The sequence below is a fragment of the Achromobacter sp. FW305-C-30-7 genome (assembly GCF_058783105.1).
On record NZ_JBYSYI010000004.1, the window covers coordinates 445966 to 472754 of the forward strand.

Here is a 26789-nt window from a genome sequence, read left to right on the forward strand (position 1 = left end):
ATGCCGGCAATCATAGTGGATCGGGCGCATGTCTACGCCCGCGGCGGCGCCGCGTCGCTGGCCCAGGGTGCGCCGCTGCTCCATTTGCTGGCGATGGCGTCGATCAGGACCCGCACCTTGGGCGCCAAATGACGGCGGTGCGGATAGACCGCGCAGACCGGTGCGCCGGCAGGCGCCACGGATTCCAGCACCGGCGTCAGCCGGCCGGCGCGCAGATCTTCGCCCACCAGGAAGGCGCCCAGCTGGGCGATGCCTTCGCCTGCCAGCGCGGCGTCGCGCAGTGCCTCCGTGTTGCCCAGCCGCATGCGGCCGGCCACGTGCACGGCGCGTTCCTGGCCGTTGACGGCAAAACGCCAGGGCACCAGCGCGCCGGCGTGGGTGTAGGCCAGGGTCTGGTGGCTGGCCAGGTCATCCGGATTGGCGGGCGCGCCGTGGCGGTCCAGGTAGCCGGGCGCAGCGCAGGCGATCAGGCGGTGCGGCGCCAACACCCGCCGCACCAGCCGGCTGTCGGTTTCGCCGCCGATGCGGATGGCCACGTCCACGCCGTCGCGCACCAGGTCGATGTAGTCGTCGGAAAAGCTGACGTCCGCCTCGACCTCGGACCAGTCCCGCAGGTAGTCGCGCAGCAGCGGCATGATGTGCAAGCGCCCCAGCGACACCGGCAGATCGATGCGCAGCCGGCCGCGCGGCGCCTGCTTGCGGCTGGCCATGGCGTCGGTGGCGTTGTCCACCTCGGACAGGATGCGCTGCGCGTGTTCGTAAAAGACGCGGCCTTCGTCGCTCAGACTGACGCTGCGCGTGCTGCGATGAAGCAGGCGCGCGCCCAGGCCGAGTTCCAGGCGCGCGATGCACTTGCCGATGGCCGAACGCGACAGACCCAGCTTTTCCGCCGCAGCGGTAAAGCTCTGCGTGTCGGCCACGCGCACGAATGCAAGCAGGTCGCCAATGTGGTCCAGGCGGGCGGCCGGGTAGGATGAATTGTGCACGATTCGTCCCTTTTGTTTATTCACTAGCCTACTTTATCAGCGAAATGGAGACAGTAGACTGCCTAGGGATCGGCCCGGCATGGGCCTTATCTGGAATCTCCCATCATGACCCGCGGCACCACGTTGCAAGACTTGCCCACTCCTGGCTCTCCTAGCGCCTCACCGCAGGCCGAAAGCACCGGATGGCGCGCGTGGCTGGGCGTCATCGCCGTGGGCATGGCGACCTTTTGCGTGGTCACCACCGAAATGCTGCCGGTAGGACTGTTCGTTCCCATCACGGCAACGCTCGACGTCTCGGTGGGCATGGGCGGCTTCATGTTGTTCGTGCCCGCCATCCTGGCGGCGCTGTTCGCGCCGCTGGTCGTTCTCGGCGCGAAGAGCGCCGACCGCCGCGCGATCCTGTGCGGCTTGCTGGCGCTGCTGGTCTGCGCCAACGCGGCCAGCGCCTGGGCGCCCAGCATGCCGTGGTTCCTGGCGGCGCGGGTCCTGGTGGGTTTCTGCATCGGCGGCATCTGGGCGGTCGCGGGCGGGCTGGCGGGCAGGCTGGTCGGGCCGGGCGCAGTGGGACTGGCCACCTCCATCATCTTCGGCGGGGTCGCGGTGGCGTCGGTGCTGGGCGTGCCGTTGGGCGCCTTCATCGGCGAGCTGGCCGGCTGGCGCGCAGCCTTCGGCGTCATGGCGGCGCTGTGCGCCGGCGTGCTGCTGATGAATCTGCTGAGTCTGCCGCCGCTGCCCGCGGCGCACTCGCTGCGGCCGCGCCAACTGCTGTCGCAACTGGCCAATCCGGGCTTGCGGCTGGGCCTCCTCATCACGCTGTTCCTGGTCGCCGGCCATTTCATGGCCTACACCTTTGTCCGTCCCTTGCTGCAGATCCACGCGGCGTTCGGGGAAAGCTGGATCGGGCCGCTGCTCTTTGCCTATGGCACGGCGGGCGTGGCGGGCAACTTCCTGGGCGGGGCAGCGGCTGCGAAACGTCCCGCCGCGACCCTGCTTGCGATCGCGGCCAGCCTGTTGCTGATCTTGCTGCTGCTGGCCATGCTGGGGCAGCTACGCCCGGCGGCGGCCGCCTTGCTGTTGCTGTGGGGCCTGGCCTACGGCGCGGTGTCGGTGTCGCTGCAAACCTGGATGATGAAGGCGGCGCCGGACGCGGTCGAGGCCGCCACCGCGCTGTTCGTCGCAGTGTTCAACCTGGGCATCGCGGCCGGTTCGCTGCTGGGCGTGCCCAGCGTGGACGCGCTGGGGCTGCGGGCCAATCTGTGGCTGGCGGCTGCCTGCATGCTGTGGCCGGCGCTGATGCTGGCGCGGGCAGGGTGGGGCGAAATGCGCGGCGGCTACGCGCGGAAGGCGCGCAACAGGGTGTCCACGCCGTAGCGGCAGGTCGCCAGATGGTCCTCGTCCGGGCCTTCGGCACGGCCGCCGGTCAGCCGGGCGAGCGAGGCGATGCCGTTGATCAGGTTGCCCAGGGTGCGCGCCGCCAGGCGCGGATCGTCGATGTGCAATTCGCCGCGCTCGCAAGCCCGTTGCAGGCATTGCTCCAGAGGGGCGTGGAGCTGCATTTCCACTGCCAGCCGCAGGGACTCGGCCAGTTGCGGCAGGCGATGCGATTCCGAGATGACCAGGCGGTAGAGCGCGACCGATTTGGGCTGCACGGAGTAGCTCAGGAGACGTCGCGCCAGTTCGTGCAGGGCTGGACCCACGGGCTGGTCCAGCATGGCATCCGCAAACACCGCTGCGCGCATGCCGTTCAATTCATGTTCCAGCACCGCGACCAGCAGACCTTCTTTGTTGCCGAACAACTGGTAAGCGGTGGCCGCGGATCCGCCCGCCTGGCGCACGATGCGCTGGATGGACGTTTGCGCGTAGCCGTGTTCCAGCAATGACTGCGTGGCGGCTTCGAGCAGGCGCTCACGGCGCGCTTCGCCCCGGCTGGTCAGCGCGCGCGGCGTCGTATCGTCTGGAATGGTGTGCACTTCGTTCCCCCCGTGGCCGTAATCGGCCGCTGACTCCCTATGTCCGGCGGCGTGTCTGGCTGAAATTGTGTAATGTATAGTACATTACGCTGACGCAACATCATCCAAATCGCTGTGACGCCCTGCAACAACGGCGCTCGCGGCGCACATCGCTATGATCGACGACCTGCTTCAACTGGGAAAACTCGTCAGCCTGGGGCTGGCCCTGATGCTGCCGCTGGCCAATCCCCTGACCTCCATGACGCTGCTGCTGTCCCTGGGCCAGCAGATTCCCTACAAGGAGCGCGAACGCCAGGTCAAGCAGGCGGCGTTCTACGTGGTCGGCATCATGGTGGTGACCTACTACGCCGGCGCCTGGATCATGCATACCTTCGGCATCTCGATCCCGGGGCTGCGTATCGCCGGCGGCCTGATCGTGGCCAGCATCGGTTTCAGCATGCTGTTCCCGTCCGCGCCGTCTACCGCGTCCGAAGCCGACGTGGCGGACGCCCAGGCCAACCGCCAGACCCCCAACATCGCCTTCGTGCCGTTGGCGATGCCGGGGACGGCCGGGCCGGGCACGATCGCCATGATCATCAGCGGCGCGGCGACCCTCGACGCGTCGGTGTCGCAGACCTACGCGGCCTGGGTGCTGGCGGTGACGCCCATCCTCGTGTTCTCCCTGCTGGGCCTGCTGTTCTGGATCTGCCTGCGTTCAGCCGGACGCATCGTGGCGGTGATTGGCCAGGGCGGGGTGGAGGCCATTTCCCGCATCATGGGCTTCCTGTTGGTGTGCATGGCGGTGCAGTTCGTGATCAACGGCGTTCTGGAAATCGTGCAGCAGCATGGCGGCATCTAATCCTGTCCGGCGCGGCTGGTTGGCAACCACCGGGCGCATCGCCTTCAGCCTGACGCTGATTTTTTCCAGCCTGTGGGGCTGCCTGGCGTTGGCTTACCGCGTGCCGGGCGGGCAGGTCGCGCAAGGCGCGGCGGCGCTGGCCTGGGCCGCGCTATGCCTGTATGCGGTCGTCGCGCTGTGGCGTGGACGCACGCGGCGCGCCATCTGGACCTGGCTGTTCGGCATGGCCGCGTTGTGTGTGTGGTGGCAGACGCTGGCGCCCTCCAACGACCGGATCTGGGCAGACGACGTGGCGCGCACGCTGCGCGGCAGCGTTTCCGGATCCATCGTCACCTTGGACAGCGTGCGCAACTTCGATTGGCAGGCCGATACCGATACGCGCTACACGGCGCGCTGGGAAAGCCAGCAATACAACTTGAACGAGCTGACCTCGGTGGACATGGTGCTGTCGTACTGGGGCAGCCCGGCCATCGCCCACACGCTGGTTTCCTTTGGCTTCAGCGACGGCCGCCACGTCGTGTTCTCGGTCGAGATCCGCAAGGAGCGCGGCGAACAGTTCTCGGAGATCGGCGGCTTCTTCAAGCAGTTCGAACTGAGCGTGATCGCCGCCCAGGAACGCGACATCCTCTACGTGCGCGCCGGGCCGCGCGCCGAGCGCGTGTACCGGTATCCGGTCGACATGCCGGTGCCCGCCATGCGCGAATTGTTCTTGTCCTATGTGCGCACCGCGAATGAACTGGCCGACCGGCCGCGCTTCTATCACACGGTGACGGCCAACTGCACCACGCTGGTCTACGCCATGGTGCGCGCGATCGTGCCGGGCCTGCCCATGGACTACCGCATCCTGCTGTCCGGCTATCTGCCGGAATACCTCTACGAACAGAGGGGGCTGGACACCGGCAAACCCCTGGCCACGCTGCGCCAACAGGCCTACCTCGGCAAGCCCGCCTTGCCTGGTCCGGATCCGGTCGAGTTTTCGCGGACCATCCGCCAGCCGGCGAAAGCGGGGGCCGCGCAATGATCGGGCTCTGGCGTGCCGGCGCGAAAGGCTGCGCGATCCTGGGCCTACTGGCGTGCGCGGGTTGCGCGGGCGTCAAGGTGTCCTCTGTCAGTACGCAGGATTACATCGCCCAGCGCCGCGGCGATGTGCTCACCACCGGTCAGCTCAGCGCCTCCGCGCGCGAGTCCATGGCCGTGCTGGGCCTGAACGCGCAGGATTGCCGCAAGGACCGCGACGCCTGCACGCAGTCGCTGGCCACCATGGAAGGGCTGGACAGCGAACGGCGCCTGGCCACGCTGTCCGAAGTCTGGCTGATGGAGGCGCTGGCCACGGAAAAGCAGCGCCCCGCGACTCAGGCCGATCAGGACGAGCTGCTGGACGCGTACCTGCAAACGGCGCGGGCCGCCTACGCCTATTTGTTCTTCACGCCGCGCTCGCCCAGCGACCGCGCCTTCGAAGACCGCCAGACGCAGGTGCGCGACTATTACAACTACGCCGTGCAGCAGGCCGTCACGCGCCTGTTCGAGCAGTATCGCGGCCGTCCGCCGGAACCCGGAACGAAGATGACGGCCGGCGCCTGGCAGGTGCTGGGCGAAATGTCCGACGTCAAGCTGCCCGGCGGCAAGCAGTTCCCGCACGAACTGGTGCCCGCGTCGACCTTGACCTTCCGGGGACTGCGCAGCATGTACCGGCGCGACGGCTTCGGCGCCGAACTCGTGGCGGTCACCGCGCGCCGCGTGAACGATGCCGATACCTTCAAGACGCCATACAGCGAAACGCCTTTTCCCGCCGTGACCGTCATCATGGGCTTTCCCGGCGACACGCTGGAGCAGGTCATGGCGTCGCGGGAAGCGACCCTGGCGGCCTACGACCCCTACAAGCGGGACACGGTGGAACTGGCCGGCACCACGGTGCCCCTGGCGGCCAACTTCACCTCGGGCTACGGCCTGTGGCTGGCGCGCTCGGGCTTCGCCACCCAGGCGCTGCGCAACGTGCTGGGCAAGGAAGAGGGCATCGACGCGCCGCACGTCTACTTGTTACAGCCCTATGACCCGGACCGGCGCACCGTCATCATGCTGCACGGCCTGGCCAGCAGCCCGGAAGCCTGGATCAACGTCGCCAACGAGGTCCTGGGCGACGAAACCCTGCGCCAGCATTACCAGATCTGGCAGGTCTACTACCCGACCAACGCGCCGCTGGCGCTGAACAACCGCGCCATCCGCGACGCGCTGCGGCAGACCATCGAACACTTCGATCCCATGGGCGCCGCCCAGGCCTCGCGCGATACCGTCATCATCGGGCACAGCATGGGTGGCGTACTGAGCCGGCTGCTAGTATCCTCGTCCGGCACCGTGCTGTGGGACGCGCTGCGCGACCACGCCAAGCTCGACGACACCCAGCTCGCCCAGGCCCGCGCCGAATTCGACCCCGTGCTGACTTTTGACGCGTTTCCCGGCATATCGCGCGCGGTATTCATTGCGGCGCCGCACCGGGGCACGCCGTTTGCCGAGAACACTTTGTCGCGTTGGCTGTCCAACCTGATCACGCTGCCCGTGACGGTGGTCAGGCAGTTCGCCAAGCTCAACCGCCTGGCCGACGCCGATGGGCCGCCCCGGCCCGAATCCTCGATCCGGGTGCCCAACGGCGTGGACAACCTGAGCGAAAAGGACCGATTTGTGAGATTGACCGCTTCCATGCCGATTTCGCCGGCAGTGCGCTACCACAGCATCATTGCGAACCACACGCCCGGCGTTCCGCTGGCCGATTCGGACGACGGCCTGGTGCCGTACCGCAGCGCGCACCTGGACGGCGCCGAATCCGAGAAGATCATCAGCTTCTCGCATAGCGTGCAAGAAACCCCGGAAGCGATCCTGGAGCTCAGGCGCATTCTGCGGCTGCAGCTGGAGCAGGGGGCGCGCTGATGCACGGGTTATTGCTTGGCCTGCTCCTCATCGCCGCCTGCGCGCTCACTGCCGCGCTGTTGCGCCAGCCGGGCGTACTGCTCTACGACTGGATCGCGACGCGGGCAAACAGGCGGCGGGCCGCCGTCCGCCAGCAACCAGTCGCCATCCATGAGGCGGGGGCGCGCGAATCCGGTCAGGCCAAGCGCAGTCAGCCCGCCACCCTGGCCGGATAAGCGCCGCCGCCAGTTCGACGGGGCTTGCCAGAGAGCGCCGCCTTACCTGGGTTCCAGCCCCAAGTGTCCGCGCAGCGTGCTGTGCTGGTATTCGCTGCGGAACAGCCCGCGGCGTTGCAGCACCGGAATCACGTGCTCGACGAAATCGTCGATGCCCCCGGGCAGGGACGGCGGCATCAGGTTGAAGCCGTCGGCCCCTTCGTTCCGGTACCAATGTTCCATCTTGTCGGCGATCTGCTCCGGCGTGCCCACCATCGTGCAATGGCCGCCGCCGGCCGCCAGCCGTCCGAGCAGTTGGCGCACCGTGGGTTTTTCGGTTTCGATGATGCGCAGGATGGTCGCGTAGCGGCCCTTGGGTCCGGTGAATTCGGACAAGGGCGGCAGCGCCGGCACGGGCGCGTCCAGCTCCCATGCGGAGCAGTCCTGCAGCACGAACGTGCCCAACTGGCGCAACGAGGCGTCGCTGGGCAGCAGCACGTCCAGTTCACGCTGCTTGGCTCGGGCTTCGGCCTCGGTCGAACCGACGTAGGTGACCAGGCCCGGCATGATGGGCACGAAATCCTGGCGGCCGGCGGCCAGCACGCGCCGCTTGATGTCGCGGTAGTAGGCTTGCGCCGCGGGCAGGTCGTAGGCGACCGCGTAGATCGCTTCGGCGCGCCTGGCGGCCAGGTCGCGGCCCTGGTCCGAGGCGCCAGCCTGGAACAGCACCGGACGGCCTTGCGGCGGACGCGGCACCGTCAGCGGGCCGTCGACCAGGAAATGCTCGCCGTGATGGCCGATCTTGTGCACGCGCGCGGGTACGCCATAGTCGCCGGCGCGGTCGATAGCCAGGGCGTCCTGGTCCCAGGAGTCGAACAGCTTGAGCGCGACGTCGACGAATTCCTCGGCGCGCGCGTAGCGCCAGTCGTGTCCCGGCATGGACTCGTAGCCGTGGTTGCGCGCCTCTGCGTCGAACATGGACGTGACCACGTTCCAGCCCATGCGTCCGCCCGAGATATGGTCCAGCGACGCCACCATGCGGGCCGCGTGGAAGGGCGTGAAAAAGGTGCTGGAAACCGTGCTGATCAGGCCGATGCGGGAGGTGGCGCGCGCGATCGCGGCCATGGCGGTCAGCGGCTCCAGGTACCAGCGCGGGCCGTCGCCGATGTTGTCGACCGATTGCCCGTCGGCGAAGAAGATGGCGTCCAGCTTGCCGCGTTCGGCGGTGTGCGCCAATTCCTCGTAGTAGGCGATGTCGCCCAGCCGCTCGGCGGCGGAATCGGGGTGGCGCCAGGCGGCGCGATGGTGGCCGCAGCCGAAGATGAACAGGTTCAGATGCAGCATGGCGATCCGGCCCAAACAGGGGCGGTAAAAGGCGCGATAGGCATGGTCAGGCTCTACGATTGCAGCGGCGGACATACAAACGGCCGCCGCACGCGGGCGAACTTAGCACAAAAGTTGCGGGCGGGTCTCCACGCCAGACGCGTTGACATTGCCGTGCCGCTCTCCTAATCTTGCGGCAATTCCTGGGGGAGCCCTGCAAGGGCTGAGATTCCGCGCTATCGCGGTAACCCTTTGAACCTGATCCGGGTAATGCCGGCGAAGGGAAGGACATCGCGCAGTCCGCGCGCCCTCCCTAGACTTTCATTCATCTTGCGGCCTGCGCACCCAGCGTGGCGGGGCCGCCGCGTTGCGCGTCCGGCTGCCAGCCGGCAGCGGGAGGACCGATACCATGTTGACCCAATCAAGCGCCCTGATGTGGCTGCTGCTGTTTTCTGGCGGCTTCGCCTTGGCCAGCGTGCTGTACACGCGGCGCAAGCGCGGCACGCTGGAGGACTATATCGTTGCCCGCAACAGCCAGGGCGCCTTCGGCACCATCCTGACGTTGATGGCCTCGACGCTGGGTGCCTGGATCCTGTTCTCGCCCGCGCAAGCGGCGACCTGGGGAGGCCTGGCGGCGGTGATCGGCTACGCCCTGGGATCGATGTCGCCGCGCCTGGTGATGATTCCGCTGGGGCGGCGCATGCGCGAACTGATTCCGCACGGCCACACCCTGACGGAATTCCTGATGGCGCGCTACGGCCGGCCCATGTACGGCCTGGCGCTGTTCATCATGCTGTTCTATCTCTTCATCGCGCTGTCGGCCGAAGTCACGGCGATCGCCAAGCTGGTCACCATGCTGGCGCCCGTGCCGCTGTGGGCTACCGCCGCCATCGTGATGGGCACCACCTTGCTCTACACCACCTACGGCGGCCTGCGTTCGTCGATCTTCACGGATCAGGTGCAGATGATGGTGATCGTGCCCTTGCTGGTGATCCTGTGCCTGGTCGGCTGGCAGGCCGCGGGCGGCGCCATGCCCACCATCGAAGCGCTGCAGGCCAAGGCGCCGCAGCTGCTGGACCTGACCGATCCGGTGGGCATCAAGGCCGGGCTGACCTTCTTCGTCGCCATCCTGCTGACCGGCATCTTCCACCAGGGCAATTGGCAACGCATCTACGCCGCGCGCGACGCGCGTTCGATGCGCAACGGCTTCCTGCTGGGCGGCTTGCTGGTCGCGCCCTTCATCTTCCTCATGGGACTGTTCGGACTGGCCTTCGTTGGCCTGGCGCCCCAGGGCGACAGCTCCATCGCGCTCTTCAGCGTCATCATGCCGCACGCGCCCGCGTGGTTCGTGATCGCCCTGATTCCGCTGGGGCTGTCGCTGGTCATGAGCACAGCGGACACGGCGATCAGCGCCGTCTCCAGCATCATCGCGGTCGACATGCGCCGCCTGATGCCCAACGCCAAGTCCATGACCATGAAGCGCCTGGCGCGCTGGCTGGTGCTGCTGATGGCCATTCCGGTCATGATCGTGGCTTCGCAGGGTTATAGCGTGCTGTACCTGTTCCTGCTGGCCGACCTGCTTTGTTCCGCCGCCGCGTTCCCGGTCTTCTATGGCCTGTTCAGCCGCAAGCACGACGGCCTTACCGCAACCGTCGCCACCATTTCTGGCCTCGTTGCTGGCTTGTTTTTCTTTCCGGCGCCGGGCGACAAGCCCTCGTTCCTGCTGGAGTCCTTCCTGCTGGCCGCGGTGGTGCCGGTGGCGACCACGGTGCTGATGCGCTGCCTGCTGCGCGGCCGCAAGGAGTTCGATTTCTCGACCTTGAGCGCGGCGGTGCGCCGGCTGGATCAGGATCCGGTCTGAGTGGCAGCTCCGCGGCGCGCGTAGCGCTTTCTTGTCCACCTTGTTGGCGCCCGTGTAAGGCAGGGCGTCCAGGATGCTGATCACGGCCGGCACCTTGTAGCGCGCCAGATTGGATTGGCAGTGCGCGATCAGCCCGGCTTCATCGACGGCCGCGCCCGCCCGCAGGACCACGAAGGCGCGGATGACCTCGCCGCGGTAGCTGTCCGGCCAGCCCACTGCAGCGGCTTCGGCCACGTCCGGATGCAGGTACAGCACCTCGTCGATCTCGCGGGGATACACGTTGTAGCCGCCGGAAATCACCAGGTCCTTCTTGCGGTCACGGATGTACAGGAAACCGTCTTCCGCGTACTCGCCGATGTCGCCCGTGTATAGCCAGCCGTCGCGCAGCGTTTCGGCGGTGGCGTCGGGCCTGGCCAGATAGCCTTGCATGATCTGCGGCCCGCGCGCGCGGATTTCGCCGCGCTGGCCGGGCGGCAGCACGACTGTCCCCGTTTCCAGATCGACCACCTGCACGTCCGTGTTCGCGACAGGCGTGCCGACCGAGCCATGGCGGGTTCCGGCCGGCCCGTTGTAGGTGAGGATGGGGCCGGCTTCGGTCTGGCCATAGCCTTCGTAGATCGGCGCGCCCACGGCGGCCTCCCAGCGCCGGTGCACCTCTTCGGCCAGCGGCGCGGATCCCGAATAGCAGGCGCGCACGCTGGACCAGTCGGTGCCGGCAAAGCGCGGGTGCGACAGCAGGCCGGTATAGATGGTGGGGCTGCCGGGGAACAGCGTGATGCGCTCGCGCTCCACCGCAACGCAGACGTCGTCGGGCCGGTAGCGCGGCAGCAGCACCAGCGTGGCTGCGGCGCTGGCGGCCAGGAACAGTCCCATGGCCATGCCGTAGGAATGGAACAGCGGCATGGCGCAAAGCACGCTGTCGGCGCCGTAGCGGGTGGGCAGGGCCAGTTCCCGTTGGAGCACATTGGTGGCGATGGCGTCGCGCCCGAGGATCACGCCCTTGGGCTGCCCGGTCGTGCCGCCGGTGTACTGCAATAAGGCCGGTGCCAGGGCATCGGCGTCGTCCTGCGGAGAATCCTCGTCGCCAGGCGCGGGCTCCATCCACGCGCGGGCCTCGTCCTCCGTGACCAGCCGGATACCTAGCGTCGCAGCCAGGGGTGCCGCGACGGCGGCCGACGGCGCATCGGCTATCAACAGTTCGGGCTGCGCGTCGCGCAGGATGAACTCCAGCTCGCGCGCCGTGTAGAGTGGGTTCAGGGGCACGTGCTGGTTGCCCGAGCATTGCAGCGCCAGCGTCAACACGCAGGCCAGGTCCGAGTTGCCCAGCAGCGTTGCGACCCGCGCGCCCGTGGCAGCCTGGACCCGCAGATGGCGGGCGGCCGCCCAGACTTCGGCGGCGTAGCGCCGGTAGTCGAGGCGGCGCGTGCCATAGACCAGGGCCGCGCGTTCGGGATAGTCGCGCGCCGCGCGGGCCAGCAGCGCGGGAATACGCGGGACTCCTTCCAGACCGAGGTCGCTCATCGTGCTGCTCCGGCAGCGTCCACGCGCAATACCACCGCCATGGCGCTGTCGCCGGCCGCGCATCCGGTGAACAGGCCCAGGCCGCCGCCGCGCTCGGCCAGCTCCTCGATGAGCTCGATGACGGACCGAAGGCCGGTCGGGCTCTGGGGGTGGCCCCACACCAGCGAGCAGCCATAGTTGTTCATGGCCATGACGTCGAACCCCGTGGCCCGCGCCAGCGCGATGTCGGACACCACAAAGGGATTGTGCGTCTTCACCGCGTGCAGGTCGGCCATCGCCAGGCCGGCGCGTTGCAGCGCGCTGCCGGCGGCTTCGATGGGTGCCTGCGGCATGTAGCCCTTTTCGGTGCGCGACTGGCCGAACGCCAGGATCTCGATGCCGATCTCGGGCCGGCGCGACCATTCACGGGCGCGCGCGGCGGTCGCCAGGATCATGCCCGCATTGCCGTCCGCCGGATGGGTCTGGCCGCCATAGGTGATGGTGCCGCCGGGCAGCACCGGCGACAGGCGCGCCAAACCCTCTGCCGTGGTGGCGTGGATGCCTTCGTCGCCTTCCAGCACCGCTGCGGTTTTCGCATAGCGTGCGTCGGGCACCTCGAAGGGCAGCGTCATGTAGTGCTGCTGGAAGCGGCGGCCGTCGGCGCAGGCCTGCGCATATTGCTCATAGCGGCGCAGGGTGACGGCATTCTGTTCGTCCGTGGAGATGCCATGGCGCTCGGCCACGCGCTCCCCGGTCTGCAGCATGGACAGGCCGCTCCAGGGATCATGCGAAAAGTTGTCCAACACCCAGTTTTCGTGCGAGCCGGAGCCGCCCGGGCCGGCAGGATCGGGATGATAGAGCTGCGGACCGTTGGACACGCGGTCAGCCATGAGGACCAGTGAGGTCTCGGCGTGGCCGAGCATGAGCTCGGCTGCGGCCGTGGCCAGGCCGCGCACCGAGGTGGCGCAGGCCTGCGAGACCACCGGTCCCGCCAGATGGGGCGCGCCCAGCATGCCGGCCACCCAGGGCAGGCCATAGAACGAGCCTTGTTGTGGCACCGAGCAGCCTAGCACCGCGCTTTGCAGCGCCGTCGGGGCGATGCCGCGGCGCTCCAGTTCCCGGCGCGCGGTCCAGGCCGCGAAACGCAGGCTGTGCAAGCGCGACAGGCTACCCTGCCAACGCGAGAAAGGGGTGCTCCAATACACGCCATAAGGAATGTGTACGCCGGTCATGCGGACTCCTGCTGCAAAAGGGCGGCTCAGGGCAGGAACTGCCAGGCGCCCGAACGGGCCTGCATCAGCACGACGCCGCGCTCGTCCAGGCCGTTGTGGTTGGTGGGCGACATCATGTAGATGCCTTGGGTGCCGACGGTGCCCTGCAGGCTTTCCAGGGCGTCGCGCAGCGCCTGGCGGAAGGCCGGGGTGCCGGGCTGGGTGCCGTCCGGGATCTTGGCGACCGCCGCGTCCAGCAACAGGTAGGCGTCGTAGGTGTAGGGCGCGAAGGCATTGCGCGAGTCCGCGCCGTAGGTCGACTCATACTGCTGGGCGTAACGCGTGGCGACCGGTTTGATCGGGCTGTCCGCGGGTAGCTGCTCCACCACCTGCAGCGGACCGCTGGGCACGATCACGCCATCCACGCCCTTGCCGCCAAGTTTCAGGAAATCCTTGTTGATGACGCCATGCGTGTTGTATTGCACGCCCTGGTAGCCGCGCTCGCGCAGCGACAGATGGGGCAGGGCGCCCGGCGTGCCCGAGCCGCCGACCAGCACGGCGCCAGGGTTGAGCGAGACGATCTTCAGCACCTGGGCGGTCACCGAGTTGTCCGTGCGGGCGTAGCGTTCGTTGCTGAGCACCTTGATGCCGCGCTTGGCAGCCGATTCTTGCAGCGCGCGGTAGACAGCGTCGCCCCAGGCGTCCGAGAAGCCGATGTACGCCACGGTCTTCACGCCGCGCTTGGCCATGTCGGCAGTCAGCGAGTCCACCATCAGGTCTATGCCGTGGGCCACCACGAAGATCCATTCGGCTCGGTCGGGGCTGACCACAATGGGTGCCAGCGACAACTGCGGCGTGCGTGCTTCGCGGGCGACTTCCGTGACGGCCATCGAAGTCGGCACATTGCTCGGGCCGATGATGGCATCGACCTTGTTTTCGGTGACCAGTTTGCGTGCCGTCTTGACCGCCGATGACGGATCGGTCGCGTCGTCCAGCGCGATGTATTCCACCGGCTGCCCGCCCAGCGTCTTGGGCAGCAGCGGCACGGTGCTGCGATATAGCGAGCCCATCGAAGCACCTGGCCCGGTGCTGCTGGCGATCACGCCGATGCGGATGTCAGCGACTGCGGCGCAAGGCGCCAGGGCGCAGGCCAAGGCCAGCGCGGCAAGACGACGATACATGGCTATTCCCCTTTTTCTGGATATGGCCCGGCTAGCGGGATGACCCCAGTATGGGCGTGTTGGCGATAACTGGATAATTGCAATTCCTTATCAATCGATAACCAACTTTTCAGGCCAAATCCATGTCGGAAACCCCCACCTTGCTGCAGCTGCGGTCGCGCCTGCGCATCCGCCATCTGGTCCTGCTGGACGAGCTGGGGCGGGTGGGCAATCTGCACCGGGCGGCCGAAGCGATGCACCTCAGCCAGCCTGCATTGAGCAAGCTCCTGGGCGAGGCCGAGGCGCTGGCCGGTCAACCGTTATTTGAACGTTCACACCACGGCGTCGCGCCGACCGCGCTGGGCCTCTTGATGATCGACCGCGCGCGCCTGCTGCTCAACGAACTGGACGCGACCCACGCCGAACTGGCCGCCGCCGCCAACGGCGCGACCGGCAAGGTGCGGGCGGGCATTTTTCCCGTGGTGGCGCATCTGCTGGTGCCGCTTGCGGTGCAGCGCCTGCAAGAGACTCATCCCGCCTTGCGCATCGAGTTGTCCGAAGGCCTGGAGAAACAGCTGCTGCCGGCCTTGCGCGCGGGTGAACTGGACTGCGTTGTGGGGCGGCTGGGGGTGGAGGGGGCGGACGCCGACCTGCAATGCGAGATCCTTTACGACGAGGCCACCGCCGTCGTCTGCGGCCCCGCGCATCCGCTGGCTGCGCGCCGCCGCCTGAGCGGCGCGGCGCTGGACCGTTGCCGCTGGGTGCTGCCCTCGCGTAACGCGGCGCTCTACAGCATGGTCGCAGCCGCCGTCTCGGCGCGCGGCGCGGGCTTTCCACAGGTCGCCATCGAATCGAGCGCCATCCTGACCATTGTTTCGCTATTGCAGCGGACCTCGCTGCTGTCCGCCGTTCCGCTGCGCGTGGCGCGGGCCCTGGCCGAAAACGGGCAGTTGGCGATCCTGCCGCTGGCCCTGCAGGCGCGGCTACACCCCGTGGGCATCATGACGCGGCGCGATGCGCGCGCCGCCGCCGCCGTCTCGCTGTTTCTGAATGCCTTGCGAGACGCGGCCACCACGATGCGCGCCGACGCAAGCGCCTGAAAATCGTCAGTCCTTCAGGCGGTCCTGGCCAGCCGCGCAGACCCGTCAGGGTTTGATGGGATCTGGGTCTCGTCCGGGGTCGTTCCGCGCCGATGGATTTCGGCGGCATGCCGTTTCTCTCGGGCCATTTCCAATCCCGCATCGCCGGCCGTCATTTTTAGAGTTCGGTGACCGGAAAAATATTATTAAAAAAGCTGGAAACTCCATTTTCTCGCCGTCACCGAGGACTATATAAAAAGTGAAGTGGTAATCACATTTTATTATATTTTGAAATATTTCATGGGTTTAACTATATTGTGACAGCGGCGCTCATTTTTTGATTTTTCAGCCGTGCACCTTTCAAGTAATAGCGATGCAAATGCACGGGGACGGAATTTGGAATGAAGTCGTGGGCACAAGACCTTCTATTGACAACGAATAGCGCTACCTCGGAGCAAGCCGTTTTCACCAAGGTGGCGGCAGTAGCGCAAGAGCTGGGGTTTTCTTATTGCGCATATGGTTTGCGGGCTGCCCTGCCGTTTACCAACCCTCAGTTCGTAATGATCAGCGATTATCCGATCGCATGGCAGGAACGCTACGCACAGGCGCGCTACCTGGAAATCGATCCCACCGTGAAACATTGCAGCCGCTCCTCGATACCTATCGTATGGTCGGACAGGGTGTTTGCCGAAACGCCCGAACTTTGGGACGAGGCACAGGCGGTTGGACTCTGCGTAGGATGGTCTCAGTCGAACCTTGACGCATACGGAACCGGGGGCATGCTGACGCTGGCCAGGCAGAAGGAGCAGCTCTCCGATGCGGAACTGCTCAGCAAGGAATTGCGGATGCGATGGCTGGTGACGGCGGCGCACTTGGCATTCAGCAAGGTATTGCTGCCGCGATTCAAATTGGCGCCCAATGTGCCCCTGACTCGTCGCGAGACCGAAATTCTAAAATGGGCGGCGGATGGAAAGACCAGTAGCGACGTGTCCGAAATACTGGCAATTGCCGAGTCTACGGTCAGATTTCATACGAAGAACGCGATCTCCAAGCTCGGCGCCCGGAATCGGACAGCAGCCGTCGCGCGCGCCGCGCTGCTAGGACTCCTGAGTTGACCTTTGGGTGCGGGATTGAGGTCCCGCAGACGCCAAGACCGAGCCATCAAGCAAAACAGGGCACTACATCGCTAAATGTAGTGCCCTGTCTTGGCGGGAATCTTGGTGGAGCGGAGGAGGATCGAACTCCCGACCTTCGCATTGCGAACGCGACGCTCTCCCAGCTGAGCTACCGCCCCAATGAAGCAAGACCAAGAATATACAGGAATATTCCTGGCCTGCGCAACATGCCGCCAAACAAAAAATCAGGCGAATTCCAAGGTCGCAATGACCGGCGCATGATCGGACGGCTGCTCGTTGCGGCGCGGCTCCTTGTCGATGGCGCAGGCGATGCAACGCTTGACCAGCGGGGCGGACAAAAGGACATGATCGATGCGCAGGCCGGCGTTGCGGCGGAACGCGAACTGGCGATAGTCCCACCAGCTGAAGGATTTCTCCGGCTGCTCGAAGAGGCGGAAGGAATCCGCCAACCCCAGGTCGAGCAGGGCGCCGAAAGCCTTGCGTTCCGGTTCGGACACCAGCACCTGGCCTTCCCACTTCTCGGGGTTATGCACGTCTTCGTCGGCCGGCGCGACGTTGTAGTCGCCCAGCACCGCCAGCCGTGGGTACTGCTTGATTTCGTCGGCCAGCCAGGCGCGCATGGCCTCGAACCAGTCCAGCTTGTAGGCGTACTTGTCCGAGCCCACGGCCTGGCCGTTGGGACAGTAGGCGCAGACCACGCGCACGTCGCCTTCGGGGCTGGGAAAAGTCAGCGCCAGGACGCGCTGCTGCGGGTCTTCGTAGCCGGGGATGTTGCGCACCATGGACGTGCCGGGCACGCGCGAAATGATGGCAACGCCGTTATAGGTTTTCTGGCCGGCCCAGACAGCGTGGTAGCCGGCTTCGGTGAAGGCGGCCTCGGGGAACTTGTCATCCGTGAGCTTGAGTTCCTGGATGCACAGGACGTCGACCGGATTGGCTGCCAGCCAGTCCAGCACCTGCGGCAGGCGCACGTTCAGGGAGTTCACGTTCCAGGTGGCTAATTTCATGTTTCGCGTAGACCGTTTGTTGATGTGGTTCTCTGGGATGCCGTCCGCCAAAACTCGTGTAGGCGACATGTCTGGCGACAGATCCGGGGGCGGGCTTGGCGGCCGCCGGGGATAGAGGCAGATGATACCGTGGCCGCGCAGCCGGGGCCGACGCGCGTCCGCGCTGAAGCCCAGTCCGAGGCTTGCGGGACCGCGTCGCGGCGATGGACAGGGGCTTTTTCGTTGATGTTTATTTTTCTCGATATTTTGCTTTTACACGTCACCATCAATCTGTATGCGGAGGCACTTCGATGTCCATGGGTACGCAGGGAGCGGGGCTTGGAGACGTTTTTATTGCCCATCGGGCGCAACTCCGCCGTATCGCGCAAAGAATCGTCGGCACTCCAGAAATCGCGGACGAAGTGACTCAAGACGCCTATTTGAAACTCATGGAAGGATCGTGCGCGCGCGATGTCAGCAAGCCCTATAGCTACTGCTGCCAGGTGGTCCGCAATCTGGCGCTGGACCATTGCCGTCGCCAGGCCGTCGAATCGACATACCGCATCTACACGGACGACGGGGAATTGCCTCAGGTGGCCGGCGGCTGCGTGCCGGACCGGCGCTTTCAGGAACGCCAGGTGATCGATGCCATCGACCAGATCCTCGGCACCTTGCCAACCAGGACGCGGCGCGCTTTCGAACTCTACAGGTTGGGCGGCTTGACGCAGCGGGAGGTCGCTCGGCAAATGGGCTGCTCGGCCACGCTTGTGAACTTCATGCTCCGCGACGCGACCCAAGCCGTCGCTTGCTGCCGGGATTTGTTGGCGGTGTGACGGCGCGGCCATCAGGCTGACGTCGTTGAGCGCGAAGGGGGCGGTCGCGAAAGCTATTGCTTAAATTTTTTGCTATACGATAGCGCCACCTGGTCTTCCAGCTATACGAGGTAGCCGATGCGCGATGACGTGATTCCAAATCAGGATCCGGTTTGGGATATCGCCTGGTCCTGGGTGTTGCGCCTGCACGAGCGCGAGACCTTCGACGCAAGAGCCAAAACGGACCTGGCCCAATGGCTTGCCGCCGATGCCGCCCATCGCCAAGCCTACGACAAGGCTGGCCGCCTGTGGTCGATGGCCGGCCTGGTTCCTCCCGTCAGCGATATTGACATCCCAGGCTCCGCGGAGCGCGACGGCCCGGTCTAGCCCGCAGGCCTTTTCCCACTGCCTCTCCCTTGAAGCGATGCCGCGCTACGGCGCTTGCGCCTCCTTCCCGCGGCGGTGGCCATGCTGTCGAGTACTGGCTTGGTGATCTGGTGGGAGAAACGTCAGGGACGGCGGCACGCGGCGTCATCCAGATAGTTTATGTGTGAATGTTTATTTCCATGGCGCTCGCTGCGGCCTGCCGGGGATGATCCGTCCCGGTTGCGAGCGGTAGATATACAAAATGTTCTATTTTTTGCGGTTTTCTAATCCCTGAGATTTGACCGCGCGTCTACGCTCCCTACAGTTCCCTGAACGGAGAGGAGTATGAAGCCCCTTGATTTGGATCAGATTTCTCCTGGCGCGGCCGGCATTCCCAGCGTTCCCATCGTGGGTTGGCTGCTGGACGGACCGCAACCCGAGTTCACCGACATCGTCAGCGTCGCGCGCCAATGGATGGCGGATGGGCGGCGCGTTGCGGAAGTGGTGCGGGCGCAGGACTTTCAGGGAACGCCCAAGATGGGGCCGGGACGCAGCGTGATGCGTGCCTGCGCCATCGCAGGCCGGTGCTGAGGCGCGGGGAGAAAACCATGAGAACCGGAGTGATCAGGCTCAACGGCCACCAACTCGAATACGAACTCAGGCCGCTTGCCGCGCAGCAGGGCTACGAGGCCTGGGTGCGCACGGCGCCAGGCCGCGCATGGACGCGGATCGGCGTGGGTGATTCCGCCTTCGTGACCGAGGACGCCGCGCTCAAGGGCATCAAGTTCGCGGCCGTCGAAATCAGCGCCAGGCGCCTGCAGGCATAGCGCCGCGCGCCAAGCAGAAAGATGTAGCGCCGGCCAGGCGCTTCATCGCTCAGCCCTTCACCAGTCCACCGTCGACGATCAGGTTCTGCCCCGTCACTGCGCGCGACCAGGGGCTGGCGAAGAACAGCACGGCGTCGGCGAATTGCTCAGGCGTGGTGACCTCGCGCAGCGGCGTGCCGGCGGCAATCATGTCGAAGACCGCGTCCGGCGTGGCCGCCGAGGCGTCGGTGGTGCGCAGCAAGCCGCCCGAAACCATGTTGACGGTGATGCCGTCGGCGCCGAGCTCGTGCGACAAAGTGCGGGTGAAGGCCAGCAGCGCGGCTTTCGCCGCAGTGTAGTCGTGGTATGGCACTACCGGGTTCTGGACCAGGTTGGTACCCACGTTGATGATGCGTCCGCCGCCTGCGGCGCGCATGCCGGGCAGGGCCGCCTGGGTGGTGTTGAGCGCGGCGCGCACGCTGCCTTCCAGCTGCGCGTTCATCTGCGCCCAGTCGAGCGCGCCGGCTTGCGGGCGGGCATCGCCATTGAACTGGAAGGCGGGCAGGGCGTTGTTGACGACCGTGGCCACGGGCTGGCCGAAATGCGCGCTGGCTTGCGCGAACATGGCCGCGACGGCGGCCGGGTCGCGCACGTCGGCCTGCACCGCGAGGGCGCGGTCCGGCGCGCTGGCGGCCAGGGCCTGCGCGCGCTCGGCGCTGTTCAGATAATTGACGACGACCTTGGCGCCTTCGCGCAGGAAAGCGCGCGCAATGGCGGCGCCCAGGCCGCGGCTGGCGCCGGTGACGATGACGAGTTGCTGGTTCAGGTCCAGGGACGGGCGTTGTTGCGATGACATGTAGTTAAGGCTTCCTGCTCAGTGTTCCGAGCCGCTGTTGAGCATGCGGCTGCGGGCTTTTTCGATATGGGCGCGCATGACGTTGCGCGCGCCTTCGGCGTCCTGTTCCTGGATCAGCCGGTAGATGTGGCGGTGTTCCTCGATGGCGGCGCGGGTGCGCTTCCAGGGCTGGCTGTGGACCAGGTGGCGCATGACGTTCACGGCATGGCTGACGTCGTACTCTAGCGATTTCAACACCTGCACGAAGCGCTGGTTGCTGGTGGCTGCGGCAATGGCGCGGTGGAATCCGTAGTCGTGGTGGTGGGCGATGGCGCCGGAGGCGTCGGCTTCTTCGTAGCCGGTCAGCATGCGGTCCATGTCGCGCAGGTCTTCGTCGGTGCGGCGCAGGGCGGCCAGGTAGGCGCATTCGGGTTCGATCACCATGCGCAGCTCCAGGCCTTCCAGGATGTGGCCGACGCGCCTTGCGGGGTCCACTGCGGGCATGCCGCCCATCAGGTCGGGCTTGGCGCGCACATAACTGCCCGAGCCGCGGATGGAATCCACCAGTTGGTCCTCGCGCAGCCGGTCCAGCGCCTGGCGCACGACTGGCCGCGAGACTTCGAACAGGGCGGCCAGCTCCAGCTCCGTGGGCAGCTTGCTGCCGGGCGCGATCTTGCCGGTGGCGATGGCATAGAACAGGCTTTCGTAGACGCGCTCGGCAAAGCGTTCGGCGCGCACATAGCCCAGGCCCGAGGCCACTTCCGCCAGCACGTCCAGTTCGGGGCGAGGGCGGTTCACGGCTTCCAGCAGCGATTCAAGCTGCGGATCACGGACATTGCTCATGGGCGCTCCTGCTCTATCTATATACCCGGGCTTGTCAGTCGCCGTGACAAATCCGGGGTGGCGTTAAGCCACTGAATTATTAGGGATTACCCCAGGTGAACAGAAAATATCCTGACCCTTGGGACAAAAGCTGTCAATTCAATTGACAAGTTACGAGCCGCTCCCGTACCTTGGCTCGAAGCCAGAACGCGACTCGCGCGCGACGCCAATTTCCCGCAACCGGCCGTCCGGCCGCTACTTTACTCCGCACATCGTGACTCAGAAGAACTTTATCGCCAACCAATGGGTGGAAGCTGCCACCGGCGCAACCATTCCCGTCCTGAACCCGTCCGATGGCGCGCCTTTCGAGGCAATCGCGCGTTCGACCGCCGAGGACGTGAACCGCGCCGTGACCGCGGCGCGCGAGGCTTTTGAAGGCGAGTGGGGCCAGATGGCGCCCGCCGCGCGCAGCCGCCTTTTGATGCGCATTGCCTTCGCGCTGCTGGACCGCCAGGAAGAGCTGGCGCAGCTGGAATCGGCTGACACCGGCAAGCCCATCAAGCAGGCGCGCGCCGACGCCGCCGCCGTGGCGCGCTATTTCGAGTTCTACGCCGGCGCCGTCGACAAGCTGCACGGCGAGACCATTCCCTACACCCCGGGTTTCACCGTGCTGACGGTGCGCGAGGCGCATGGCGTCACCGGCCACATCGTGCCGTGGAACTATCCGATGCAGATCTTCGGCCGCAGCGTGGGCGCGGCCCTGGCCGCCGGCAATGCCTGCGTGGTCAAGCCCGCGGAGGATGCCTGCCTGTCGCTGCTGAAGCTGGCGGAAATCGCCGCTGAAGTCGGCCTGCCTGCCGGCGCGCTGAATATTTGCACGGGCTATGGCCACGAGGCCGGCGCGGCGCTGTCCGCCCATCCCGGCATCGACCATATTTCGTTCACCGGTTCGCCGCAGACGGGCAAGATGGTGGCGCATGCCGCCGCCGAAAACCACGTGCCGGTCACACTGGAACTGGGCGGCAAGTCGCCCCAGATCGTGTTCGACGATGCCGACCTGGACGCCGCCATGCCGGTGCTGCTGGCCGCCATCATCCAGAACGCGGGCCAGACCTGCTCGGCCGGCAGCCGCGTGCTGATCCAGCGCGGCGTGTACGAGACCGTGCTCAAGCGCCTGTCGGACGCGTTTTCGGCCACCGTTACCGGGCCGGCCGCAGCCGACCTGGACGTGGGGCCGCTGATCAACGCGCGCCAGCAGGACCGCGTGCGCGGCTTCCTGGCCGAAGCCGAGGCCGAAGGCATGAAGGTCGCCGCCCGCGGCCAGCTGAAGGAAGGCACGCCCGAGGCTGGCTTTTACCAGCCGCCGGTGCTGTTCCGCGACGTGCCGCCCAACAGCCGCCTGGCGCAGGAAGAAGTCTTCGGCCCGGTGCTGGCCGCCATGGTGTTCGACACCGAGGAAGAGGCGCTGGCAATCGCCAACGGCACGCTGTATGGCCTGGTGGCCGGCGTCTGGACCCGCGACGGCGGCCGCCAGTTGCGCCTGGCGCGCAAGCTGCGCGCCGGCCAGGTGTTCATCAATAACTACGGCGCCGGCGGCGGCGTGGAACTGCCCTTCGGCGGTTCGCGCCAATCGGGCTATGGCCGCGAGAAGGGCTTTGAAGCGCTGTACGGCTTCACCACCCTGAAGACGATCGCCATCCGCCACTGATCCCGGCTTGCGGGCGGCGCGGCCCTGGCAAAATATCGGTTAACGTTGATGTTTTGCTTCAGGGGCGCGCCGCCCCGCATTCAGGATCCGTATGTTCACCGGTATTGTTCAAGGCACCGCGAAGATCGCCAAGATCGCGGATCGCGAAGGCCTGCGCACGTTCACGCTGGATTTCCCCCCTGGTTTTTGCGAGGACCTGGCCATCGGCGCCAGCGTGTCGACGGATGGCGTCTGCCTGACCGTCACGGAAATCCTGTCCGAGAACCAGGCCACCTTCGACGTCATGCTGCAAAGCCTGGCCATCACCACGCTGGGCAGCTACCACGAGGGCGGCCGCGCCAACGTCGAGCGGGCTGCCAAGGATGGCGCCGAGATCGGCGGCCATCCCTTGTCCGGACACGTGGATTTCACCTCTGAAGTCGTGATGGTGAAGTCGTCCGACACCAACCGTCTGATGCGCTTCAGCATCCCCGAGGCTTTCCGCAAGTATGTCTTCGCCAAGGGCTATATCGCCATCAATGGCGCCAGCCTGACCGTATCGGAAGTCAATCGCGCCGAAGGCTGGTTCGAGGTCTGGCTGATTCCGGAAACCCGCCGCATGACCGTGTTCGAGGACAAGCAGGTGGGTGATTTCGTCAACATCGAGATCGAGCGCAGCACCCAGGTGGTGGTCGATACCGTGCGCGAAACCGTGCAGGAAAGCCTGGGCAAGCTGCAGCCGTTGCTGGAAGCCATCCTGAAGGAAAAGGGCCTGACGCTGGAGGACTTCGTCAGCCCGCAGGCCAAGCTGAAGTAGTCCGTCGCGCAGGGGCGGGTGCGGTCCCGCCCTTCAGCCGGAAAGGCGCGCCGACGTCAGGTCGGTGATCACGCCGTTTTCCAGGACCGCCATCGTCAACCTGTCGATCGAGCCGCGGATGTCGAGTCCGTTGCGGTTCAGTTCGTCGCACAGGGATTTCATCAGCGCGCGGTTGGTGGACGCCCCCAGGGTGATGTGCGGGACATAGGGGATATCCAGGCGCAAGGTCGGCGCCAGCACCTGGCGGTACAAGGCGTCGTGCAGGCGCGCCAGCTGGCTGTGGCCTTCGTCGGGGACCAGGTGCACATACGCATGCGCCGCGTCCGCGCCCAGCATGGCGTAGCGGCAGACGAAGTCTATCGGGCCGTGCAGGCGGGCGACCTCTTCGAGGTGCAGCTGGTAGGCCTGTTCATCGATGCCGGCGCAGCCGAACGCCATGGTGAAGTGCGCCTTCACCAGCGGGTGTTGGCCGTCATGCTGGCGCCGGAACTCCTCGATGAACCCGGAGTCCGGCGCGCCGAGGCGGGGGTAGGCGAGCGTAAAGAGCTTCTTCATGCCGCCAGTCTGCCACTGCGCTGTGTGAAAGCAAACCCCGCCGGCGCGCGGCGGGGGGCGGGCGCTCAGTAGGAGAACGGCTTGCCTTGCGGACGCACGCGGATGCCCGGCTGCAGCCGGGTCCAGGGCAGGTCGGCCGGATCGGCCTGCATGGGGCCGGGCGCCTTGGCCACCAGCACCTCGTGGGCGATGGGCTGGAAGTCCGCGCGGAAATGCACGGAACTCTTCACCACCAGTATCGCCATTTCCTCGGGCTGCACGCCGCCCACGCGGAACAGATTGCGGTCCAGCATTTGCGACTTGGTGGCGCTGACCACCACCCGCACGCCGCCGATCCGCAGTCCGGCCACCGCCTCCAGGTCCACGTCCATGCCGTTCATCATCGGCCCGTCAAAGCGCAGCTTGCCGGGCGACAGGGTTTCGACCAGGAACTCGCCTTCGAAGGCCGAGTCGCCGGCCACGCCGGATTGGCCGCCCAGGCTGAGGCGGACCTTGCTGCCGATTCCGGCCGCTGTGGCCAGGCGTACGGCTTCGGGGTCGCAGAACAACCCTAGCGCGGCGTTCTGCGCATCGGCTTCCACCAGCGCGCGCAGCATGCCGGTGGTGTTGGCATCGCCGCCCGCGCCCGGGTTGTCCTGCGTATCCGCGATGACCACGGGACGCGATGCGCCCGCCGCCAGGGCTTGCGCGCGGCGCACGGCCTCGGACGGTTCGAGGAAGTCGGGCGACCATTGCGGTTCCAGTTCCAGCACGCGCTGATACAGGGATTCGGTCACGCGTTCGACCGCCGCTGCGTCGGTGCCGTAGGCCCAGACCACCGGACCGCACTCGGGGAAATCAGCCGCCGGAAAGCCGGGCGCGAACGAGATGGAGGCCACGCCCGGCGTCTGCTCCAGGCTTTCCAGCAGTTCGTACACGCCCTTGGACGGCTGCAGCATCGTGCACATGCCGTTGATCGGAATCAGGAAGGGCAGGCGCCGCTGGCTGCGGCTCCAGTTGTCGCCAGCCGCGATGCGGGCCTGCAGCAGGCGCGCCGCGTGCACGCCGGTGTCCGCCATGTCCACGTGCGGGTAGGTGCGGAACGCGGCCAGGCCGTCGGCTTCCTGCAGCATCTGCGCGGTGACGTTGGCGTGCAGGTCCAGGCTGGCGATCACCGGCACGCCGGGGCCGACGATCTGGCGCAGGCGCGCCAGCAGTTCGCCTTCGCCATCGTCCAGATGCTCGGCGACCATGGCGCCGTGCAGGTCGAGGTAGATCGCGTCGTAGCTGCCGTTGCGGGCGGCCTCCAGGATTTCGCCAGCAATCCGTTCATAGGCGTCCCGCGTGACGTGAGCCGAGGGGCTGGCGCCCGCCCAGATCACGGTTTCCACCGTGTGGCCCTGGGCCAGCACCGCGTTGATGAAGCCGCCGGCGGGAATGTTGACCTCGCGCAGCGCCAGCATGTCCTTGCCGCGCACCATGGCCGGGAAGCCTTCGCCGCGCACGAAGTTGTCATAGGCGGCGAGCGAGGGCGCGAAGGTGTTGGTTTCGTGCTGGAAGCCAGCAACCAGAATATGCATGATCGTTTCCTATGGGTCGGACTTCAGGCGCGGGCGGGCGCGGGACGGGGCGGACGGTTCACCAGCAGAAGCAGGGCGCCAGCCACCAGCAAGGCGGAAATCACGTACAGGCCGCCAGCCAGCGTGCCGGTGGCCTGCTTGGACCAGCCGATGATGGACGGGCTGAGGAAGCCGCCGAGCAGTCCGATGCTGTTGATGAGCGCGATGCCGCCGGCCGCCGCTTCGCCCTTGAGGTACTGCGAAGGAATCGCCCAGAATACCGTGTAAGAGGCCCACATGAAGCCCGTGGCCAGCGTGATGGCCGTCAGGGATAGCGCAAATTGCGTGGGGGCGGCGGTGGCCACGCACAGCGATACGCCGGCCAGCAGAGCGGGAATCAGGGTGTGCCAGCGCCGTTCCTGCATGCGGTCCGAGCTGCGCGCGAACCACAGCATGAAGGCGGCCGCGGCGATGTAGGGAATGGCCGAATACAGGCCGATTTCCATGGTGTCCTGCACGCCGGCCAGCTTGAGCAGCGTGGGCAGCCAGAAGCTCACGGCATAGATGCCGCAGATCAGGCAGAAGTACGTCAGGGCCATGCCATAGATGGCCGGGTCGCGCAGCACCTGCTTGAAGGCGTGCTTCTGCTGCGCGCCGCGGGTTTCTAGGTCAGCGGCCAGCAGCGCCTTTTCCTCGGCGCTGAGCCACTTGGCCTCGGCCGGCTTGTCGTCCAGGTAGCGGTAGGCCACCACGCCCAGCAGCACGCAGGGCAGGCCTTCCAGCAGGAACATCCATTGCCAGCCGTCCAGGCCGTGCGCGCCCGAGAACGCGGTCATGATCCAGGCCGATACCGGGCCGCCGACGATGCCGCCGATGGGGCCGGCCAGCATCACCACCGCCATGACGCCGGCCATGCGCGACTGCGAGTACCAATAGGTCAGGTAGAAGATCATGCCGGGCGCGAAGCCGGCTTCGAACACGCCCAGCATGAAGCGCAGGATGTAGAAGCTCCATTCGCCCTGCACGAACAGCATCGAGGCCGAGGTCAGGCCCCACAGCACCATGATGCGGCTGATCGTGCGGCGCGCGCCGATGCGGGTCAGCAGCAGGTTGCTGGGCACTTCGAACAGGACATAGCCCAGGAAGAAGATGCCGGCGCCCAGGCCGTAGACGGCGTCCGAGATGCCGATGTCCTGCTGCATCTGCAGCTTGGCGAAGCCGATGTTGATGCGGTCCAGGTAGGCAAAGACGTAACAGAGCAGCAAGAAGGGCAGCAGGCGCCACGTGATCTTGCGGTACAGGGGGGCCAGGCGCGGGTCCGCGCCCGGCGTGGTCGGATGGGGCATTGCATGTCTCCTCGCGCGGGTCTGGCGCCCGTGCTGGCT

25 protein-coding genes, 1 tRNA gene, 1 pseudogene and 1 riboswitch are annotated in these 26789 nt (G+C 66.4%); of the genes and pseudogenes, 14 read left to right on the plus strand and 13 right to left on the minus strand.

The window, feature by feature from the left end:
* Nucleotides 1-32 precede the first annotated feature (32 nt).
* Nucleotides 33-986 carry a LysR family transcriptional regulator gene (locus AC3WOB_RS15930; RefSeq protein ID WP_492275567.1) on the minus strand — a complete coding sequence of 318 codons (954 nt, stop codon included), beginning with the start codon at nt 984-986 and terminating at the stop codon, nt 33-35.
* 105 nt (nt 987-1091) lie between these two features.
* Here AC3WOB_RS15930 and AC3WOB_RS15935 point away from each other — a divergent pair, with 105 nt between their 5' ends.
* Complete coding sequence (locus AC3WOB_RS15935; protein WP_492275568.1) at nt 1092-2357, plus strand: MFS transporter; 1266 nt, start codon at nt 1092-1094, stop codon at nt 2355-2357.
* On the opposite strand, the gene AC3WOB_RS15940 is transcribed toward AC3WOB_RS15935, so the two are convergent.
* On the minus strand, nt 2318-2956 hold the full coding sequence (locus AC3WOB_RS15940; RefSeq protein ID WP_013393218.1) for a TetR/AcrR family transcriptional regulator: 639 nt from the start codon (nt 2954-2956) through the stop codon (nt 2318-2320). The genes AC3WOB_RS15935 and AC3WOB_RS15940 overlap by 40 nt on opposite strands.
* A gap of 154 nt (nt 2957-3110) precedes the next feature.
* On the opposite strand from AC3WOB_RS15940, the gene AC3WOB_RS15945 reads away from it, so the two are divergent.
* The 4 genes from AC3WOB_RS15945 to AC3WOB_RS15960 all read left to right on the plus strand — a co-directional run bounded on the left by AC3WOB_RS15945 (nt 3111) and on the right by AC3WOB_RS15960 (nt 6931).
* Nucleotides 3111-3794 carry a MarC family NAAT transporter gene (locus tag AC3WOB_RS15945; protein WP_013393219.1) on the plus strand — a complete coding sequence of 228 codons (684 nt, stop codon included), beginning with the start codon at nt 3111-3113 and terminating at the stop codon, nt 3792-3794.
* Nucleotides 3781-4815, plus strand: a complete 1035-nt coding sequence (locus AC3WOB_RS15950) for an Lnb N-terminal periplasmic domain-containing protein (RefSeq protein ID WP_492275569.1) — start codon at nt 3781-3783, stop codon at nt 4813-4815. The genes AC3WOB_RS15945 and AC3WOB_RS15950 overlap by 14 nt, the downstream gene beginning before the upstream one ends.
* A gap of 77 nt (nt 4816-4892) precedes the next feature.
* On the plus strand, nt 4893-6716 hold the full coding sequence (locus AC3WOB_RS15955) for an esterase/lipase family protein (protein ID WP_492275570.1): 1824 nt from the start codon (nt 4893-4895) through the stop codon (nt 6714-6716).
* A complete protein-coding gene (locus AC3WOB_RS15960; RefSeq protein WP_492275571.1) occupies nt 6716-6931 on the plus strand; it encodes a hypothetical protein in 216 nt (71 codons plus the stop codon). The genes AC3WOB_RS15955 and AC3WOB_RS15960 overlap by 1 nt, the downstream gene beginning before the upstream one ends.
* Before the next feature lie 42 nt (nt 6932-6973).
* Here the strand turns inward: AC3WOB_RS15960 and AC3WOB_RS15965 are convergent, their stop codons facing one another.
* Nucleotides 6974-8254, minus strand: coding sequence for an LLM class flavin-dependent oxidoreductase (locus tag AC3WOB_RS15965; protein WP_492275572.1), 1281 nt, complete (start codon nt 8252-8254; stop codon nt 6974-6976).
* 174 nt (nt 8255-8428) lie between these two features.
* Nucleotides 8429-8535, plus strand: a riboswitch (TPP riboswitch).
* Between the two features lie 107 nt (nt 8536-8642).
* Between AC3WOB_RS15965 and AC3WOB_RS15970 the strand changes: the two genes are divergently transcribed.
* Nucleotides 8643-10094, plus strand: coding sequence for a sodium:solute symporter family protein (locus tag AC3WOB_RS15970; RefSeq protein WP_013393223.1), 1452 nt, complete (start codon nt 8643-8645; stop codon nt 10092-10094).
* A 99-nt stretch (nt 10095-10193) separates the two neighbouring features.
* On the opposite strand, the pseudogene AC3WOB_RS15975 reads toward AC3WOB_RS15970, so the two are convergent.
* From AC3WOB_RS15975 to AC3WOB_RS15985, 3 genes and pseudogenes are all read right to left on the minus strand, one after another.
* Nucleotides 10194-11678 (minus strand): annotated as a pseudogene (locus AC3WOB_RS15975) (AMP-binding protein); the annotation flags it as partial.
* On the minus strand, nt 11612-12826 hold the full coding sequence (locus tag AC3WOB_RS15980; protein WP_492275573.1) for a thiolase family protein: 1215 nt from the start codon (nt 12824-12826) through the stop codon (nt 11612-11614). The gene AC3WOB_RS15980 and the pseudogene AC3WOB_RS15975, both read right to left, overlap by 67 nt.
* A gap of 26 nt (nt 12827-12852) precedes the next feature.
* Nucleotides 12853-13986: an ABC transporter substrate-binding protein gene (locus tag AC3WOB_RS15985; RefSeq protein WP_492275574.1), complete on the minus strand. Its 1134-nt coding sequence runs from the start codon at nt 13984-13986 to the stop codon at nt 12853-12855.
* Between the two features lie 122 nt (nt 13987-14108).
* Between AC3WOB_RS15985 and AC3WOB_RS15990 the strand changes: the two genes are divergently transcribed.
* Complete coding sequence (locus AC3WOB_RS15990; protein WP_492275575.1) at nt 14109-15065, plus strand: LysR substrate-binding domain-containing protein; 957 nt, start codon at nt 14109-14111, stop codon at nt 15063-15065.
* Between the two features lie 380 nt (nt 15066-15445).
* Entirely contained in the window at nt 15446-16159 is a 714-nt protein-coding gene (locus tag AC3WOB_RS15995; protein ID WP_013393228.1) for an autoinducer binding domain-containing protein, read from the plus strand.
* Nucleotides 16160-16262: 103 nt separating this feature from the next.
* Here the strand turns inward: AC3WOB_RS15995 and AC3WOB_RS16000 are convergent.
* Nucleotides 16263-16338, minus strand: a tRNA-Ala gene (locus tag AC3WOB_RS16000).
* A gap of 66 nt (nt 16339-16404) precedes the next feature.
* Nucleotides 16405-17187 (minus strand): exodeoxyribonuclease III, encoded by a 783-nt coding sequence (xth, locus tag AC3WOB_RS16005; RefSeq protein WP_013393229.1) that lies wholly within the window; start codon nt 17185-17187, stop codon nt 16405-16407.
* A gap of 290 nt (nt 17188-17477) precedes the next feature.
* On the opposite strand from xth, the gene AC3WOB_RS16010 reads away from it, so the two are divergent.
* The 4 genes from AC3WOB_RS16010 (at nt 17478) to AC3WOB_RS16025 (ending at nt 19171) form a co-directional block, all read left to right on the plus strand.
* A complete protein-coding gene (locus AC3WOB_RS16010; protein ID WP_492275576.1) occupies nt 17478-17999 on the plus strand; it encodes a sigma-70 family RNA polymerase sigma factor in 522 nt (173 codons plus the stop codon).
* Nucleotides 18000-18116: 117 nt separating this feature from the next.
* Entirely contained in the window at nt 18117-18365 is a 249-nt protein-coding gene (locus AC3WOB_RS16015) for a DUF4880 domain-containing protein (RefSeq protein WP_332013814.1), read from the plus strand.
* Nucleotides 18366-18689: 324 nt separating this feature from the next.
* Complete coding sequence (locus tag AC3WOB_RS16020; RefSeq protein ID WP_492275577.1) at nt 18690-18935, plus strand: hypothetical protein; 246 nt, start codon at nt 18690-18692, stop codon at nt 18933-18935.
* Between the two features lie 17 nt (nt 18936-18952).
* Nucleotides 18953-19171 (plus strand): hypothetical protein, encoded by a 219-nt coding sequence (locus tag AC3WOB_RS16025; protein WP_013393248.1) that lies wholly within the window; start codon nt 18953-18955, stop codon nt 19169-19171.
* A gap of 49 nt (nt 19172-19220) precedes the next feature.
* Here the strand turns inward: AC3WOB_RS16025 and AC3WOB_RS16030 are convergent, their stop codons facing one another.
* Together AC3WOB_RS16030 and AC3WOB_RS16035 are read right to left on the minus strand one after the other, a co-directional pair.
* The gene (locus AC3WOB_RS16030; protein WP_492275578.1) at nt 19221-20006 is read right to left on the minus strand and encodes a 3-oxoacyl-ACP reductase; all 786 of its coding nucleotides are present in this window, start codon (nt 20004-20006) and stop codon (nt 19221-19223) included.
* Between the two features lie 18 nt (nt 20007-20024).
* Complete coding sequence (locus AC3WOB_RS16035) at nt 20025-20828, minus strand: FadR/GntR family transcriptional regulator (protein ID WP_013393250.1); 804 nt, start codon at nt 20826-20828, stop codon at nt 20025-20027.
* A 250-nt stretch (nt 20829-21078) separates the two neighbouring features.
* Here AC3WOB_RS16035 and AC3WOB_RS16040 point away from each other — a divergent pair, with 250 nt between their 5' ends.
* Together AC3WOB_RS16040 and AC3WOB_RS16045 are read left to right on the plus strand one after the other, a co-directional pair.
* On the plus strand, nt 21079-22515 hold the full coding sequence (locus tag AC3WOB_RS16040) for an aldehyde dehydrogenase family protein (RefSeq protein WP_492275671.1): 1437 nt from the start codon (nt 21079-21081) through the stop codon (nt 22513-22515).
* A gap of 91 nt (nt 22516-22606) precedes the next feature.
* The gene (locus tag AC3WOB_RS16045; RefSeq protein ID WP_492275579.1) at nt 22607-23311 is read left to right on the plus strand and encodes a riboflavin synthase subunit alpha; all 705 of its coding nucleotides are present in this window, start codon (nt 22607-22609) and stop codon (nt 23309-23311) included.
* A 33-nt stretch (nt 23312-23344) separates the two neighbouring features.
* Here the strand turns inward: AC3WOB_RS16045 and AC3WOB_RS16050 are convergent, their stop codons facing one another.
* From AC3WOB_RS16050 to AC3WOB_RS16060, 3 genes are all read right to left on the minus strand, one after another.
* Nucleotides 23345-23866 (minus strand): 2'-5' RNA ligase family protein, encoded by a 522-nt coding sequence (locus tag AC3WOB_RS16050; protein WP_492275580.1) that lies wholly within the window; start codon nt 23864-23866, stop codon nt 23345-23347.
* 65 nt (nt 23867-23931) lie between these two features.
* Nucleotides 23932-25425, minus strand: coding sequence for a M81 family metallopeptidase (locus AC3WOB_RS16055; RefSeq protein WP_492275581.1), 1494 nt, complete (start codon nt 25423-25425; stop codon nt 23932-23934).
* Between the two features lie 23 nt (nt 25426-25448).
* A complete protein-coding gene (locus tag AC3WOB_RS16060; protein ID WP_492275582.1) occupies nt 25449-26750 on the minus strand; it encodes an MFS transporter in 1302 nt (433 codons plus the stop codon).
* Nucleotides 26751-26789 lie beyond the last annotated feature (39 nt).